11 protein-coding genes are annotated in these 16426 nt (G+C 73.6%); 10 read left to right on the forward strand and 1 reads right to left on the reverse strand.

Annotated elements, in window-relative coordinates; genetic code table 11:
* Positions 1-323 precede the first annotated feature (323 nt).
* The 4 genes from OG776_RS02040 (at position 324) to OG776_RS02055 (ending at position 8313) form a co-directional block, all read left to right on the forward strand.
* The gene (locus tag OG776_RS02040; protein ID WP_329318430.1) at positions 324-935 is read left to right on the forward strand and encodes a hypothetical protein; all 612 of its coding nucleotides are present in this window, start codon (positions 324-326) and stop codon (positions 933-935) included.
* A gap of 263 nt (positions 936-1198) precedes the next feature.
* Positions 1199-4474, forward strand: a complete 3276-nt coding sequence (locus OG776_RS02045) for an FtsX-like permease family protein (RefSeq protein WP_329318432.1) — start codon at positions 1199-1201, stop codon at positions 4472-4474.
* A 1-nt stretch (position 4475) separates the two neighbouring features.
* The gene (locus tag OG776_RS02050; RefSeq protein WP_329318434.1) at positions 4476-7247 is read left to right on the forward strand and encodes an FtsX-like permease family protein; all 2772 of its coding nucleotides are present in this window, start codon (positions 4476-4478) and stop codon (positions 7245-7247) included.
* Positions 7248-7356: 109 nt separating this feature from the next.
* A complete protein-coding gene (locus OG776_RS02055; protein WP_148011798.1) occupies positions 7357-8313 on the forward strand; it encodes an ABC transporter ATP-binding protein in 957 nt (318 codons plus the stop codon).
* A gap of 250 nt (positions 8314-8563) precedes the next feature.
* Here OG776_RS02055 and OG776_RS02060 read toward each other — a convergent pair whose 3' ends face one another.
* Positions 8564-9265 (reverse strand): ABC transporter ATP-binding protein, encoded by a 702-nt coding sequence (locus OG776_RS02060; protein WP_148011797.1) that lies wholly within the window; start codon positions 9263-9265, stop codon positions 8564-8566.
* Positions 9266-9454: 189 nt separating this feature from the next.
* Here OG776_RS02060 and OG776_RS02065 point away from each other — a divergent pair, with 189 nt between their 5' ends.
* The 6 genes from OG776_RS02065 to OG776_RS02090 all read left to right on the forward strand — a co-directional run bounded on the left by OG776_RS02065 (position 9455) and on the right by OG776_RS02090 (position 16415).
* Positions 9455-10123, forward strand: coding sequence for a nitroreductase (locus OG776_RS02065; RefSeq protein WP_329318437.1), 669 nt, complete (start codon positions 9455-9457; stop codon positions 10121-10123).
* Positions 10124-10441: 318 nt separating this feature from the next.
* Positions 10442-11629 carry a metal-dependent hydrolase family protein gene (locus OG776_RS02070; protein WP_329318438.1) on the forward strand — a complete coding sequence of 396 codons (1188 nt, stop codon included), beginning with the start codon at positions 10442-10444 and terminating at the stop codon, positions 11627-11629.
* A gap of 216 nt (positions 11630-11845) precedes the next feature.
* Positions 11846-13027: a MalY/PatB family protein gene (locus tag OG776_RS02075; protein WP_329318440.1), complete on the forward strand. Its 1182-nt coding sequence runs from the start codon at positions 11846-11848 to the stop codon at positions 13025-13027.
* Between the two features lie 500 nt (positions 13028-13527).
* On the forward strand, positions 13528-14091 hold the full coding sequence (locus OG776_RS02080) for a dihydrofolate reductase family protein (protein ID WP_148011793.1): 564 nt from the start codon (positions 13528-13530) through the stop codon (positions 14089-14091).
* Between the two features lie 337 nt (positions 14092-14428).
* On the forward strand, positions 14429-15346 hold the full coding sequence (locus tag OG776_RS02085) for a class I SAM-dependent methyltransferase (RefSeq protein WP_329318443.1): 918 nt from the start codon (positions 14429-14431) through the stop codon (positions 15344-15346).
* 94 nt (positions 15347-15440) lie between these two features.
* A complete protein-coding gene (locus OG776_RS02090) occupies positions 15441-16415 on the forward strand; it encodes a phosphotransferase family protein (protein ID WP_329323629.1) in 975 nt (324 codons plus the stop codon).
* Positions 16416-16426: the final 11 nt, after the last annotated feature.

Genomic DNA, 16426 nt, shown 5'->3' on the forward strand with positions numbered 1-16426 from the left:
CGTGCAGCCGCGGACCTATTGCTCGCCCCGGCTGATGATGGGCCCGCGGCCCGCAGCAGCACGCCGCCGCACCTCGGGGTTCCAGCGATCGGCGCTCACCGGCTGCCCCGCCCCCGTCGCTCGACCAGCCGGGACGAGAAGGCATCCCCCGTTCCATGCCCTCCGGGTCACCCCGCCCCACCCATCGCCTACAGTTCAGTAGACCGTCTACGTCGACGTAGTCGATCGGTGTCGGTCGGTGCCGGTAGGTGTCGGTCGATTTCAATCGGCGTCGGTCGCTGTCGGGCGGTCACTCACTTCAGGTCGTGGAGCAGGGGCGGGCGGTGTACGAACCGGAGGAGCCGGAGATCGGTCGGCGCGCGGCCCATGTCGTGGCGTGGCTCAGCGCGCGCGAGGAGATCGAGGCCGCGTTGCGCGAGCCTCTCGGTGATCTGCCGAGCCAGCAGGACGAGACCGCGTCCCGGATGGCCGGCGTACTGCAGGCCACCGCGCTGGGGCTCGGTCCCGACGCGGCGGCGGTATGGGCCGGGGTCTCCGACCGCGTGCTGCACGGCTGGCTGGAGAGGGACACCGTGTTCGCCGCGGCGGTGAAGTCGGCCGGCGAGCTGGCGGCCGCCCACGGGTCCGGCCTCCAGGGCAAGGTGACGGCCGCGCAGCTGCGGGTGGTACTGGTCGCCATCAGCCGGGGCGAGACCTGGCCGTCGGCCGCCCGGCTCGCGGGCATCTCGACGCACCGGTACCGCACGCTGTGGGGCTCCTCGCCGGCCGTGGTCGCCCTGGTGAACGCCGCTCGCGCCGTACGGCCGCGGAAGCTCAGGCACCTCGCGCCTCCCGCACGCCGGCGGATGTGGCCCGCGTCCACCGACCGGAAGAGCTATCGTCTCGTCCGGCGTGACGACCCTCAGCCGCCGGCGGGGACGCCGGAGGCCGAATGACCCGGTGCTCGCATCCCCTCGATACGAGCACCGCACACCCCCTCTCCCGCGGAGGCGCCGAGGAACGACGGACCGGATACCGCGCTCCGCAGTCCGGATTCTGTTCATGGAACGTCGATTTCCGGTCACAATTCGGCCAAGCCCGCTCCTCCCTCGCTTACCTCGCCGCGCGCGGTCTGAAAAGATCACCGGAGATCTGAGGAAGTGGACACATCGGAGTTACGGGGGGAAGCCGGGTGACGGCGTACGGGGGGAGCACGAAGGTGCGTTCGGGGCGTACCGCGCTCGTCCTGGCGAGAGCCCGGGCGCATCGCACCCTGATCGCCGCCGCCCTGGTCACGGTGTTGCTGACCACGTCCGTGCTGGCGTCCCTGGCCGCCTACTCGACCGCGATAGGCGACGCGGCGCTGCGCCACTCCCTCGCCGAACCGCGCAACGCGGCCGACGCCGCGCTCGTCGTCAAGGCCGAGGTGGCGGCCGACCGTCGCCGGGCCGCCGACACGGCCGTGCGAGCCGGAGCGCGCCGTACCTTCGACGGGTTGCCGGTCACCGTGCGGACGCTGGTGCGCTCCGGCCCGTACTCCCTGCCCGCGAGCACCCGGGCCGAAGGCGCCCGCTCCGGCGGCGACCCGGACCTCACCCACTTCGCCGCACTCGACCCCGCCCAGGTGCGGCTCGGCAAGGGGCGTCTGCCCCGCGCGGGCACGTCGGACGTCGAGGTCGCGCTGCCCGAGACCGCCGCGCGGCGGCTGAGGCTGGCGCCGGGCGCCCGCCTCACCGTCACCGACCGGCTCGACGGACCCTCCGTACGGATCCTCGTCACCGGCTTGTACCGGCCCGCCGAACCCGCCTCCCCCTACTGGCTCCTGGACGAGCTGGGCGGCCGGGGCGTACGGACGTCCGCCTTCACCACGTACGGTCCCCTCTTGACGGCGCCCTCCGTCGTCACCGGCGGCAGGCTGAGCGACGGGACGACGGCGTGGCTCGCCACCGCCGACTTCGCCCGTCTCACCGCCGACCGCATCGACTCCCTGCGTGCCTCCGCGCGCACCGGTCCGGCCGCCCTGCGCAAGCTGTCCACCGGGGACGCCACCATGGGCGGTACGGCGGGCCGGGCGACCGCGACGACCGCGCTCCCCGAGGCCCTCGACCGGATCGACCGCTCACTGCTCGTCTCCCGCTCCACCCTCCTGATCGTCGCCCTTCAGCTCGCCCTGCTCGCGGCCTGCGCACTGCTGCTAGTGTCCCGGCTGCTCGCCGCCGAACGCACCGGCGAGACCCGGCTGCTGCGCGCTCGCGGCGCCTCCCGCTCCGCCCTCGCCGGCCTCGCCGCCCGGGAGGCCCTGCTGCTGGCCGGGCCCGCGCTGCTGATCGCCCCGCTGCTGGCCGGCCCGCTGGTCCGGCTGCTCGCCGGGCGGGGGGCGCTGGCCCGGCTCGGACTGCGTTTGGAGGTGCCCGCCGGCGGCGGGCCCGCGGTCTGGCTGACCGCGGCCGGAGTGGCGCTGGGATGTGCGCTGGCGGTGACCATCCCGGCGGTCGCGTCGACCGGGTTCCGTACGTCCCGCGCCCGCGCCCTGCCCGCTCCCCTGCGGGCCGGCGCGGACCTGGGGCTGGTGGCGGTGGCCGGGGTCGCCTACTGGCAGCTGAACAGCCGCACGTCGGGAGCCGTGAGCGCGGACAAGGGCGGCGCCTGGGGCATCGATCCACTGCTGGTCGCCGCGCCCGCCCTCGCGCTGCTCGCCGGCGCGGTCCTGACCCTGCGGCTGCTCCCGGTGGCCGCCCGGCTCGTCGAACGCCGTTCGACGGGCGGGCGGGGACTGGCCGCCGCGCTGGCCGGCTGGCAGCTCAGCCGCCGCCCGGGTCGCGGCGCCGGGCCCGTCCTCCTGCTCGTCCTGGCCGTCGCGCTCGGCATCCTGGCCATCGGCCAGGGCTCCTCCTGGGAGCGCTCGCAGGACGACCAGGCCGACTTCGCGGCGGGCGCTCCGGTCCGGGTCCTCGGCAACGGGCCCGGCGAGCTCGGCAGCACACAGGACTACGCGTCCGTGCCCCATGTGCGCACGGCCGTCCCCGCGGTACGGACGACCCTGCCCCTGTCCGGGGACCGCACGGCGACGGTGCTGGCCCTGGACACCACGCACGCCACGGACACCGTCCTGATGCGCCCCGACCTGGCGTCCGCCCCGGCGAAACGACTGCTGGCGGAGCTGGGACCGTCCGGCGGAACGGCGGGAGCGCACGTGCCCGCGGGAACCACACGGCTGACGCTGACGGCCACCCTGCGCAGTTCGCAGCGAGGCACGACGAGCACCGCGACGGTGATGCAGACGCTGAAGGACGGTCACGGCGTCCCGTACCCGCTGCCGTCCGGGAGCCTCCCCGTCGACGGCCACCCGCACCCGCTGACCATCGATCTGCCGGGCGACCAGGGGCCGTTGACCCTCACCGGGGTACAGCTCGTGCTGCCCATGCCGCCCCTCCACGCCGAACGGCACACCCTGACCCTCGACGCCCTCACCGCGACCACCGCCGCCGGCAGGGCCCAGCGGGTGTCACTGCCGACGTCCTGGACCGCGGCCTCCGACACCTACGGGGAGGGCGCCTCGGACCCCCGGACCGCCCCGACCCGGCCGCGCGTACGGGCCGCCGGACATCCGACCCTGACGTACGACACGGGTTACGTCCCGGCCGAACAGGCGTGGCTCACGCCGTCCCTGGCGCTGCGGATGCAGGTGACGCAGCCCCGGACCACCACGGTGGCCGCCCTCGCCACCGACCGTTTCCTCGCCTCCGGCGGTGCACATGCCGGTCAGACGCTGGACCTCACCTTCGAGGGACAGAGCGTGCCCGTTCGGATCGTGCGCGCCGTGCGGCAGCTGCCGACGGCCGACGGCGAGGAGGCGGACGGCGGCGCCGTGCTCGTCGACCTGGACGCCGTGAACCGCGTCCTCCAGGCACGCTACGGGGCTGCCGTCGGCCCCACCGAGTGGTGGCTGCGACCGGACTCGCCCTCGGCCGACGCGGGCATCGCCACCGCCCTGCGCGCCCGGCCCGACCTCGATCCGGGGCAGGTCGTCGTGCGGGACGAGATCGCCGCCGAGCTGCGCGACGATCCGTTCGGGGCGGCCCCGGAGGCCGCGTTCACCGCGGCGGCCGTCGCGGCGACGGTGCTGGCCGCGCTCGGATTCGCGGTCAGCGCGACCGGCGCGATGCGGGAGCGGAACGCCGAGTTCGCGATCCTGCGTGCCCTGGGCGCGCCCCGGCGGCGGCTGGCCCGTGCCGTCGCCGCCGAGCACGGCGTGCTGGTCGCGCTGGCGCTGGCCGTGGGCACCGGCCTGGGGGTCGCCCTGACCCGCGCGGTGCTGCCCCTCATCGTCCTCACCGGCCAGGCCACCCGCCCCGTGCCGGATCTGCTGGTGGAACTGCCACCGCTGCGGGTGGCCGTCCTGCTCGCGGCCGTGGCCGCCGTCCCGGTCGCCGTCGTGGCGCTGCTGGCGGTGCGGCGGAGCGATCCGGTGCGGGTACTGCGGGAGGGGCAGTGACATGGTGATCCCGTTCCGGCGCGTGGACCGCGCCGTCGCCCCCTGGGTGCGCACCCGTCTGCGGTCGGCTCCCGGTGCCGCGCTCTCCCTCGCGCTGCTGGTCGCGGTGACCGCCTGCCTGGCCGCCGCGTTCCCGCGCGCGCTGGAGCGGTACGAGGACGGGGGCCTGCGCCACGCCGTCGAACAGGCGCCGCCGTCCCGGAGCGTCGTCCGTCTGACCTCCCCCGGACCCCTGACGGACCTCCCCAACCTGCCGGACCTGCCACAGGACCGGCGCGAGCAGGCACTGCGCCCCGCCACCTTGAAGGGCCAGTACGACAGCGTCGTCGGCAAGGTCCGGCGTCCCCTCGTCCCCGACCCCGGCCTGTCGTCGTACGGTGTGACCACGACGGTCAACCAGCAGGTGCCCGACGCCTGGCTGCCCCGGCCGGACGCGCGGCCCGCCAAGATCGCTCTCGTGGCGCCGGCGGACCTGGCCGGGCACGCCCGGCTGACGGAGGGCCGGCTGCCCCGCGCGTCCGGCGCGGTCACCGCCAGGACGCCCGAGGTGGAGGCGGCGGTCAGCACGGACACCGCCAAGACCCTGCACGCCCGGGTGGGTTCCGTCCTGCACGTCCCCGGTGCGGGCCGGGGCGCGCTCACCGTCCGGATCACCGGCATCGTCGCCCCGCGCGACCGTGACGGCGTCTACTGGGCGACGGAACCCCTGTTCCGCACGCCCGTCCTGAAGCTCACGGACCCCTCCGACCCGTACTCGCCCCGGTACTGGCTCGGCGCCGTGCTGCTGCCGCCCGACGCGGCGCCCGTTCTCCTGGGCACGCAGGGACGGCCGTACCGCTACTGGTGGCTGGCCCCCTCCTCCGCCGGCCTGCACCACCGCGACCTGGGCGGGCTCCGGTCCTCGCTCGCCTCCCTGGTGTCCGGACCCGGTCTGCACGAGGTGAGCACGGTCACCGGCCCGCTCACGGACGCCGACACCGATCTCGACGACGTGCTCGCCGCCTACGCGCAGCTGCACTCCGGCGTCGCCACGCTGATCGCCGTCGCCGCCCTCGGCAGCGGTACGGTCGCCCTCGTCGTCCTGGCGATGGCGGCCGGTCTCACCGCCGACCGCCGCCGCACCGAGATGGCGCTGCTGCGGGCCCGCGGCGCGTCGCTACGGGGCCTCGTCGGCCGCCTGTTCGCTGAGACGGCGGTGATCGCCGTTCCGGCCGGGGCGCTCGGCCTGGCCGTGGCGGTGCGGTTCCTCCCCGGTGCCAGGGCCCTGCCCGCCGTGCTGGCCGCCCTCGCGGTGACGGTCGTCGCCTGCGCGGCCCTCCCGCTGCGCGCGGCGGCCGCCCACCGGCTCGTCCGGGTCCCCGCGCTCCGCCACGACGTGACGTCCGTACGTCCTTCCCGGCGCCGGACGGTGGCGGAACTGACGCTGATGGCGCTGGCCGTCGGCGCGGTCGTGAGCCTGCGCCGGCAGGGCACGTCCGCCGGGACCGGCAATCAGCTGATCTCGGCGGCCCCCGTCCTGGTAGGGGTGATCGCCGCGCTGCTGCTGGTCCGCCTCTACCCCCTTCCCCTGCGCGGGCTGGCCCGTCCGGCCGGGCGGCTGCGCGGTGTGGTCACCCATCTCTCGCTGGCCCGGGCCGGCCGCAGTTCGGCGTCGGCGGTACTGCCGTTGCTCGCCCTGCTCACCGCACTGACCACGGCGTCGTTCGGCGGCTCGGTCCTGGCGGGCGTCGGCGACGCGCGGGACCACTCGGCGCTGCTGGCCGTCCGGGCCGACGCCCGAGTGGAATCGGCGATGGAGCCCCTGCCCGCCGGACTGACCGACCGGGTGCGGCGGGTCTCCGGCGTGCGGGACGTGACGGCGGTGAGCGTCACGTACCGGGCGAGGCCGAAGGACGGACGCCAGACGGTGCCGGTGGTGGGCGTCGATCCCGGCGACTACGCTGAGCTGACGGCGCGGACGGGCATCGGCGCCTTCCCCGCCGGAGCGCTGAAGGTGGCTCGGGGCGGTCCGGGAGCCGTACTGCCCGTCGTGGCCTCCCCGAGCGTGGCACACACCTACGGCTCGGCCCCGTTCCCCGTCAGCATGGAGGACGGCGGCAGGATCACCGTCCGCGTCGTCGCCGTCCGTCACCTCACCCCGGCCGTCCTGGGCGACGACTTCCTGGTGGTGGACCGCGCCGGTCTCGGCGCCGCCGCGGCCAGGCCGACGACCCTCCTGGTCACGGGCCCTGACGCGGACGGCCGTGCCCTGCGCGAGGCGGCCGGGGACGCCGCGGCGGTCAGCCTCCGCGCCGAACAGCGGGCCCAGTACGTCGACTCCCCGCTCCAGACCGGTGTGGAGCGTCTCTACACCGCGGCGGTGGCGGCCGGCGCCGGCTACGCGGTGCTCGCGCTGCTCCTGTCCCTGCTGCGCGCCGCCCCCGAACGCATCGCGCTGCTCGCCCGCCTCCGCACCATGGGCCTCACCCGGCCCCAGGGCCGCCGCCTGCTCGTCCTGGAGTCCCTGCCGCAGGCCGTCCTCGCCGCGGCCGGCGGCGTACTCACCGGCTGGGCCGCGATCAGCCTGCTCTCCCCCGGCATGGACCTCACCGCGGTGGCACTCCCTCCCTCGGACGCCCCTCTCGACCGCATCCCGCTGCACATCGACGCCTGGTCGCTGACGATTCCGGCGCTGGCCGTGGTGGCGGTCACGGTGGGCATCGCCGCGCTGCAGGCGTGGTGGGCGGGCAGGAAGGGCGCGGTACGGGAGTTGAGAGCGGGTGACACGCGGTGAGAAGGACAGCACACCTCGCGCCCGGCCTCCGGTCCGGCGGCCCCCTGCCGGACCCGGCAGCCCCGACCCGCCGCCGGCCGTCCGCGCCCCTCACCGACCAAGGAGTCCGATGACGACGAGTCCCACCCTCGCCGAACTGGCCGACAGGGCGACCGCCTCCCGCGCCCGGCCCGCGTACGGCCACGACGCCCTCATCGCCTGCGACCGGCTGGTCCGTGTCTTCTCCGCGGACGGCGTGGAGGTGCAGGCCCTCCAAGGCCTCGATCTGCTCGTCCGCCAGGGCGAACTCATGGCCCTGGTGGGAGCGTCGGGCAGCGGCAAGTCCACCCTGATGAACATCCTGGCCGGCCTGGACACCCCCACCGCCGGGGCGGCTCAGGTGGCCGGTCACAACCTGCTGGCCATGACCGCGAAGGACCGCCTGCACTACCGGCGCCAGGTGGTCGGCTTCATCTGGCAGCAGACCTCCCGCAACCTGCTGCCGTATCTCACCGCGGCCCAGAACGTCGCCCTTCCCCTCCAACTGGCGGGCGTACGGCGCCGGTCCAGGGCACGCGCCGAACGCGCCCAGGAACTCATGGAGTTGCTGCAGGTCGCCGACTGCCGGGACCGCCGTCCGCACGAGATGTCCGGCGGTCAGCAGCAGCGGGTCGCGATCGCCGTGGCCCTCGCCTGCGACCCGGCGGTACTGCTCGCCGACGAACCCACCGGCGAACTCGACTCCCAGACCGCCCAACAGGTCTTCGCCGCCTTCCGCACGGCGAACGAGGAGCTCGGCACCACCATCGTCATCGTCACCCATGACCGCGCCGTGGCCGGCGAGGTGCGGCGCACGGTCGCCATCCGTGACGGCCGCACCTCCACGGAGGTCCTGCGCCGCAGCGAGGTCGACGAGACCACCGGCCACGAGACCCTGGTGGCCCGCGAGTACGCGATGCTCGACCGGGCCGGCCGCCTCCAGCTGCCCGCCGAGTACACGGAGACACTGGGCATGCGCGACCGGGTGGCGCTGGGTCTGGAGGAGGACCACATCACCGTATGGCCGGACGACAGCGGGCACGGCTGACCGTCCGCCTTCACCGGGCGGCCGGTGCGCGGACCGCACGTCACGTCGGCACGCGCCGGGGATCGGGCCGGGTCCCACGCGTCGGGGGACCCGGCCCGATCCAGTCCCCCCACGCCGACCACCCCGGCGCCGTCCCGACCCGGTCTCCCTCCGTCCCGACACCCGGGCCGGTGCCGGGACGGCGGCCCACGGCCCCGGCCCCGGCACCGGCCCGAAAATCGGGGAACACATCCGTCGGCGACGACCCGGCCTACCCCCCCGTCACGTCCCGTATCTCCCCGTCGCGCATTTCCAGCACCCGGTCGGCGAGGTCGAGCAGGGTCGCGTCGTGCGTGGCCACCAGGGCGGTGACCTGCTCGCTGCGCACCACCGCCCGCAGCAGTTCCATCACGGCATGGCCGGTCTCCGCGTCCAGCTGTCCGGTGGGCTCGTCGGCGATCAGCAACGACGGGTTGTTGGCCAGCGCGCGGGCGATGGCGACCCGCTGCTGCTGGCCGCCGGAGAGCTCGCCGGGCCGCTGCGCCGCGTGGTCCGCGAGACCCACCAGGGACAGCAGCAGCTCGACGCGCTCCTCCCGCTCCCGTACGCCGGCCCGGCGCATGCGCATCGGCACACCCACGTTCTCCGCGGCCGTCAGGATCGGTATGAGGCCGAAGGACTGGAAGACGAAGCCGATCCGGTCCCGGCGCATCGCCAGCAGGCCGTCCTCACCGAGCTCCGACAGATCCGTGCCGTCCACGATGACCCGCCCCCGGTCGGGTGTGTCCAGCCCTCCGACGATGTTCAGGAGGGTGGTCTTCCCGGAGCCCGACCGGCCCTTGAGCGCGATGAGTTCACCGCGGGGGATGTCGAAGGAGACACCGCGCAGGGCATGGACGGCGGCGGCGCCGTGACCGTACGACTTGTGGATGTCCTCGACACGCACCATGGCCCCTGTGACGACCTGGCTCATATGTACTCCCTTGATCCTCCGTGGGCCGGGCATCAGTATCGCGGCCTTCCGTGCGGCCCTCAATGCTTCCACGGACCTTCACCTGCGTCGGCACGGATCACGCCCTTGACGTGGTCGAAGGGGCGTCCTGTCACATTCCCCGGACCTCCGCGGTCATCCCTGCGGGGTCGCGCACGGAGGTGAGTGGGCATGGACGTCTACGAAGCGGTCGCCGGCCGACGCGCGGTGCGCGGGTTCACCGGCCGGCCGGTGCCGGGCGAGGTGCTGGAGCGCGTACTGTCGGCCGCGGCCCAAGCCCCGTCCGCGTCCAACCTCCAGCCGTGGCACGTCTATGTGCTCACCGGCCGGCCGCTGGCCGAGCTCAAGAAACGCGCGGGCGAACGCGTGGCCTCGGGCGACCCGTGGGACGAACCCGAGTACGAGCAGTACCCGCCGACGTTGAAGTCCCCCTACCGGGAGCGCCGGTCCGCCTTCGGTGAGCAGCGTTACGGCGCGCTCGGCATCCCGCGCGAGGACCTGGAAGCTCGTCAGAGGGCCGCCGCCGCGAACTGGGACTGCTTCGGCGCACCCGCCGCGCTGTTCTGCTACATCGATCGCGACATGGGCCGGCCCCAGTGGTCCGACGTCGGCATGTATCTGCAGACCGTCATGCTGCTGCTCCGCGCCGAAGGCCTGCACAGCTGCGCCCAGATGGCCTGGGCGAAATACCGCACGACCGTGGCGGAGATCCTTTCGCCACCGGACGGCCTCATCCTGTTCTGCGGCATGTCGGTCGGGTTCGAGGACCCGACGGCGGAGGTCTCCCGCACGGGCCGCGCACCGCTCGGCGAGACGGTCACGTTCGTCGGGGACCAGTAGCCGCCCACCTCTCCCGGCGTCGACGTCCAGGTGTTTCAGATCGGGCACCCATGTCGGTGGGTTCACGTCCAGTGCCCATGTCCAGTGCCCATGTCCAGTGCCTACGTCCAGTGCCTACGTCCAGTACGCACGTCCGGGCGCCCGCCCGCGGACGCTCGCCCCAGTACCCGGGCGCCCGCGCCCCGGGCTGCCACCCCGGTCCCAGGTCCCGCAGGACCCGACCGGTCCACATGGCGGACAGCCGGTCCGGAATCCGTGGCACAGCCACGTAGAATGTTGTCGCGTCAAGTATTTTTCTCTAAGAGGAACACGACCAGCGTGAACTCATACACCATACGCACGGCCTCACTGTTCGACGGTCACGAGCTGTCCGGGCCCTCGGCGGTCACCGTCACCGACGGCGTCATCACCGGCGTGGAACCCGCGAGCACGGAGCTCGGCGAATCATCCGCCGACAACGTTGTCGACCTCGGTCCCGACTCCTGCCTCCTGCCGGGCCTCATCGACAGTCACGTCCATCTCGCCTTCGACGCCGGACCCGATCCCGTCTCGTCGCTTCAGCGGATCGACGACACCGAGTTGCTGGCGGGGATGAGGACGGCCGCCGACTCGATGCTGCGGGCGGGAATCACCACCGTCAGGGACCTCGGCGACCGCGGTTACCTCGCGGTGGCGCTCGGTGAGGAGTTCCGGCGGCATTCCCACCTCGGGCCCGAGATCCTTTCCGCCGGCCCCCCGCTCACCACGCCGCTCGGCCACTGCCACTTCTTCGGCGGCGAGGTGGAGGGCGCCGAGGGGCTTCGCCAGGCGGTGCGCGAGCGCCACGCCCGCGGCTCTGCCGTCGTCAAGATCATGGCGAGCGGCGGGAACATGACTTCGGAATCGGTCGCGCCCCATGTCTCGCAGTACGGCCTCGACGACCTTCGCGTCGTGGTGGACGAGGCGCACCGTCTGGGCCTGCCCGTGGCGGCCCACGCCCACGGTGTGACGGCGATCATGGAGGCCGTCGAGGCCGGCGTCGACACACTCGAGCACGTGAGCTTCCTGACGGAGGCCGGAAGCAGACCCGATCCGGAGGCGCTCGCCGCCGTCGCCGAGAGCGGGAGCTTCGTCAGTCTCACCTTGGGGCGTGACCCCGGCCGGCCCCTCCCCGACCATCCCGCCATGATCTCGCAGGCGCGAATCATCCTCGGCGCCTTCCGCGACCTCTACAAGATGGGCGCCAAGGTGGTGCTGGGCTCGGATGCCGGCATCGGTCCCTTCAAGCCCCACGACGTGCTGCCCTACGCCGTGTCGGACGCGGTCGATCTGGGCTTCTCCCCGCTCGACGCACTCGCGTCCGTCACGAGCGTCGCGGCTCGTGCGTGCGGGGTCGAAGGCCGGAAGGGACGGATCGCGGTCGGCGCCGACGCCGATCTCCTCGCGGTGGGCGGCAATCCCGTGACCGCCCCCGCCGCACTGCGCGATGTCCGGGCGGTCTTCCGCGCCGGTGTGCGGGTGCGCTGAACTCCCCTCGGAGCACGATTAGTTGACGGCAGCGGGCCGGAGACGTGCGCGCGTCGGGCGCGGTCGTAGCCGAAGTCCTGCGTGCGGAGCCACCCGCAGGTCACCGGATCGGTCGGGGTCGACTCCGTCGAATCCCGAGTCCTGTCGGAACTCCGGGGCGATCCGGGCTCCGCTGTCGTATGTCGTCCTGTGCCAGGTATACAGAAAGGCAATTCGATGAACACCCCCGCTGCGGACGGTCACAACCCGCTTCGCCGGCTCACCCTCGCCGACCTGCGAAGCAAGCAGGGGATCAAGTGGCGTCGCTACCCGGAGGATGTCCTGCCGCTGTGGATAGCGGACATGGACGCCGTTCCGCCGACGGCCGTGGTGGACGCGGTGAACGAGGCGCTCGGGCGTGGAGACACCGGATATCCGCCCTTCGACCCGGCGTTCGCGCACGCCTGGGACCACTTCGCCTCCCTTCGCTGGGGCTGGCGGGTGGACCCGGATCGGACCCTGGTCGTGCCGTCCGTTCTGACGGGCATCACCGAGACGCTCAAGGTGATCACGGCACCCGGCGACGCGGTGGTCGTCAACTCTCCCGGTTACGGCCCGCATCTGAGCATCATCCGCGGTCTGGGACGGCGCCCGGTGGAGGTCCCCCTCGGGCCCGGTCACCGCATCGACCTGGACGCACTGCGTGCCGCGTTCAGCGACGGAGCGGGAGGAGGACGGCCCGGGGCTCTGCTCCTGTGCAGCCCGCACAACCCCACCGGCACGGTACACACCGCCGCGGAACTCACGGCGGTTGCGGAGCTGGCGGGTGAGTTCGGCGTGCGGGTGCTGACCAACGAGATCCACGCACCCCTCGTCCCCGCCGGAGCCCGGCATGTCCCGTATCTCAGTGTCCCGGGCTCCGACGACGCGGTGTCCGTCTTCTCGGCCTCCAAGGGATGGCATCTGTCCGGCTTCCGCGGCGGGTTGCTCGCGTGGGGCGCGGACTCCGGCCCGGACATGCGGCGCATCCCGATGGACATGCTGCACGAGCTGAGCGGCATCGGCGTCATCGCGCAGACGGCGGCACTGAACCACGGGATCGGCTGGCTGAACCACCTGCTTGTCGGCCTCGACGAGAACCGCCGCCTCCTGGCCGAACTCCTCGCGGACCGCCTCCCCGAGATCCGCCACCGGCAGCCCGAGGGCACCTACCTGGCATGGCTGGACTGCCGGGAACTGAACCTGGGGGACGACCCCGCCGCGGCCTTCCTCGAACGGTCCCGGGTCGCGCTCACCCCGGGACCGGAGTTCGGACGCGGCGGGGAAGGACACGTGCGGCTCAACTTCGCGACGTCGCCCGAGATCCTCACCGACGCGGTTCACCGCATGGCCAAGGTGAGGGACACGCCCTCCTTGTGACCACCGCCCCTGGACGAGGCGACCGTGGGAGGTCCGCACGGTCGCCTCGGGGGCGGCGAGAATACGGGGTGCCGGTAAGAACGCTGTCACCAGCGGCAGACGAGTGGCGTCACATCCGGCGACGTGCGGTGGGGTCACGTCGGCGACATGACGGGCGACGGCATCGCGACGGACAACGCCCGGTCGACGGTATCGGCGTCCGTCGCGTCCGCCCGCGCCGCCGGCTCGGCCGGCGCCCCCGGCAGCGCCGGGTCGTCGAGCGCGGCGACGGGGAAGACGGCCGGCTTCCCGCTCCAGCGGGCGGTCCAGGGCGGCGCCGGTTCGCCCGCCGAGCATCCGGCACCGCCTCAGTGGACGCGCACACCTCGCCCGCGATGGCCAAGGCGGGGGCTCTCCGTCGCGGTGAACCCGGTAACCACCGCGGCAGTGTCGTCCGACGATGATTTTCCCGCGCCGTGCCGGTCTGTACGCCGAACACCGACTCACGGGAGGCTGACGCCATGCGGAAACTGACCTTTGCCATGAACATGAGCCTGGACGGCTACATCGCCGCGCCCGGCGACGACCTCGGCTGGAGCGTGCCGAGCGACGAGCTGTTCCAGTGGTGGTCCGACCGGGTGGCCGCGACGGGCCTGGCGCTGTACGGGCGCAGGCTGTGGGAGACGATGAGCTCCCACTGGCCGACCGCCGACCAGCAGCCGGCTGCCACACCGGAGGCGATCGAGTACGCCGGCCGCTGGAGGGACATGCCGAAGGTGGTGTTCTCCGGCACGACCGGCACGGTCGACGGGAACACCCGTCTGGTCACCGGCGACGCGGTCACCGAGATCACCAGGCTCAAGGCCGGCGACGGTGACCCCATGGACATCGGCGGCGCCACACTCGCCGCGGCCGCCATGCGGGCCGGGCTGATCGACGAGTACGCGATCGTCACCCATCCGGTCCTGGTGGGCGGCGGCACGCCGTTCTTCACCGCCCTGGACAACTGGGTGAACCTGACGCTGATGGAGACCCGAACGTTTCCCGACGGCGTGGTCCTGACCAGGTACGAGACCAAGCCCTGAGCGCTCGACGGCGGATCGGCGCGGACTTCGGGCGCCTGAGGATCTCACGGTGCTGTGCTCCGAGGCGGGTCCGCCCGATCCGCTTCGCCGAGGATGCCGCGGAGCATCAGTCCCTCACCGGTCCGGGCGGGACGGGTCGCCGGTGCCGCCGTGTACGGAGACCGTCGCGCGGACTACGGACCGCGGCGACGTTCCCGCCCCGTACGGACACCGGCGCGCGGACCACGGACCGCGGCGGGCGCCTACGCCGCGACCGCGGGCGAGGCGGCCGCCCGCGGCCCGGAGACCTTCTTGACCGGGGCCGGGACGGAGTCGAAGTGGTGTTGAATGAGGCTCCATGAGCGAGAGTGGGAGGGGCGCGAGCCGGACGGCCGTGCTGGTCTGTCAGGGGCGGGCCGCCGCGAACGGGCGTGCCGCCCCGGGGCAGTTCGCCGATCCTGTGGCCGTACGGCTGCTGCGCGCCGAGGAACGGCGGCCCGTGGACGAGGTGCGCGCGAACACCCCACCCTCCGGCTGGCGGGAGCGCACCGGGTACGAGAGTGTCCGCGCGTGCGCCGAGGTGGTCGTGCCGCGGACGGTCGCGATCGACGAGGCCCTGCGCGCCCGTCTCACCGACCAGCTCGTGATCCTCGGCGCCGGTCTGGACACCCGCGCGTGGCGGCTGCCCGAGCTCGCGCGGACCGACGTGTGGGAGGTCGATCATCCCGCCTCCCAACAGGACAAGCGCGCCCGGCTCGCCGAGGCCGCGTCCGAGCCCGGCGGACCGGACAGGAGCGCTCGCCCCGCCGAGGAGCTGACGGCCGTCGCGCGTTCCGTCCGCTTCACGTCGGTCGATTTCGCCGCCGACGATCTCGGTGCGGCGTTGGACGCCGCCGGCCACGACCCGTCCTCGCCGACGACATGGTTGTGGGAGGGCGTCGTCCCGTACCTGACGCGAGCCGAGGTACGCGCCACGGTGGGCGCCCTCGCCGCCCGGACGGTCCCGGGCAGTGCGCTCGTCGTCAACTACCAGGCGCCGTCGGCGAGAGCAAAGGCGGGTCGGCTGCTCACACGCGTGCTCGGCAGTTCCGTCACGGCGGGTGAGCCGTGGCGTTCGCTGTGGAAACCAGAGCGGATGGCCGCACTGCTCGCCGAGTACGGCCTGCGCGTGGTGTCGGACGACAGTCTCCTCGCCCTCGCACACGCTCTCGGCGCCCCGGCGGAAGGACGTTCCTCCCTGCGGTCGGGCCGCGTGGCCGTCGCGGAGAGCCGCTGACGTCTGCGGACGGGTCGGACGGACGCGCGGACCGAGAGACCGGCTCGCATCTGGTCGTGACGGAAAGGCGGTTCGGGACGTGGCACCCGACGCGGTGACGCGGGAGTGGCTGGCGGGCGCGGCGCGGTCCGCGCTGGGCGGCGGACGGCGGCTGGTGGCGGTCGAGCGGATCGCGGGCGGCAGCAAGAAGGGCGTGTACCGCCTGGTGATGGACGACGCTTCGACAGCGGTCGCGTACCTGTGGGCCGACGCCGAGAACTACTGGCCCGCCGCCGAGGGCGACGACGACCTCACCGACCCGTTCTCGCCCGGCCTCGGACTCGCGCTCTTCCAGGCCGCGCACACGCGCCTGGACCGGCTCGGCGTCCGCGTTCCGGCGGTCCGTCTCGTCGACCGCGACGGCGCCGGTGATCGTGCCGACCTGGCGATCGTCGAGGACCTCCGGGGCGAGAACCTGGAAGAACTGCTCGCGCGCGATCCGCGTGCGGCGGCCCCGGTCATGGCCCGCCTCGCGGAGTCCCTGGAGGCGATGCGGAGCCACCGGGCGCCGGCCTACGGGAAAGTGGCCGTGGTCGACGGTGGGGGAACCTCGCGCGGCACGTCGTGCGAAGAGGTGGTTCTCGACCGCGCTCTGCGGGACCTCGCCGAGGCGGCCTCGCGCGATCCGCGGATCGCGGGCGTCCGCGACCGGCTGGAGGAACGGCTGCTGGACCTGGCGGCGGCGGTACGGCCGCGCGCGGAGCACTCGGTCGTCCACGGCGAACTGGGCCCCGATCACGTGCTGGTGGACCAGGACGGAAGGCCCGCCGTCATCGACATCGAGGGGTTGATGTACTTCGACGTCGAGTGGGAGCACGTGTTCCTGCGCATCCGCTTCCACGACGCCTACCGGCCGCTGGCGTCAGGCGGGTTGGACGAGGACCGGCTCGCGCTCTACCTGCTCGCCCAGCGTCTCTCGTTGACGGCGGGCCCGCTGCGGCTCCTGGACGGGGACTTCCCCGACCGGACGTTCATGGCGGCCATCGCCGAGCACAACCTCGAACAGGCCCTGGCACTGCTCCCCGTCTGAGTCTCTCAGCC

Source organism: Streptomyces sp. NBC_01689, from assembly GCF_036250675.1.
GTDB lineage: Bacteria > Actinomycetota > Actinomycetes > Streptomycetales > Streptomycetaceae > Streptomyces.

What these genes read in the sequence shown, in the direction of transcription:
- OG776_RS02050 (WP_329318434.1), top strand. Translation starts at nt 4,476, where the DNA reads ATGGTGATCCCGTTCCGGCGCGTGGACCGCGCCGTCGCCCCCTGGGTG.
- OG776_RS02055 (WP_148011798.1), top strand. Translation starts at nt 7,357, where the DNA reads ATGACGACGAGTCCCACCCTCGCCGAACTGGCCGACAGGGCGACCGCC.
- OG776_RS02060 (WP_148011797.1), bottom strand. Translation starts at nt 9,265, where the DNA reads ATGAGCCAGGTCGTCACAGGGGCCATGGTGCGTGTCGAGGACATCCAC.
- OG776_RS02065 (WP_329318437.1), top strand. Translation starts at nt 9,455, where the DNA reads ATGGACGTCTACGAAGCGGTCGCCGGCCGACGCGCGGTGCGCGGGTTC.
- OG776_RS02075 (WP_329318440.1), top strand. Translation starts at nt 11,846, where the DNA reads ATGAACACCCCCGCTGCGGACGGTCACAACCCGCTTCGCCGGCTCACC.
- OG776_RS02080 (WP_148011793.1), top strand. Translation starts at nt 13,528, where the DNA reads ATGCGGAAACTGACCTTTGCCATGAACATGAGCCTGGACGGCTACATC.
- OG776_RS02085 (WP_329318443.1), top strand. Translation starts at nt 14,429, where the DNA reads ATGAGCGAGAGTGGGAGGGGCGCGAGCCGGACGGCCGTGCTGGTCTGT.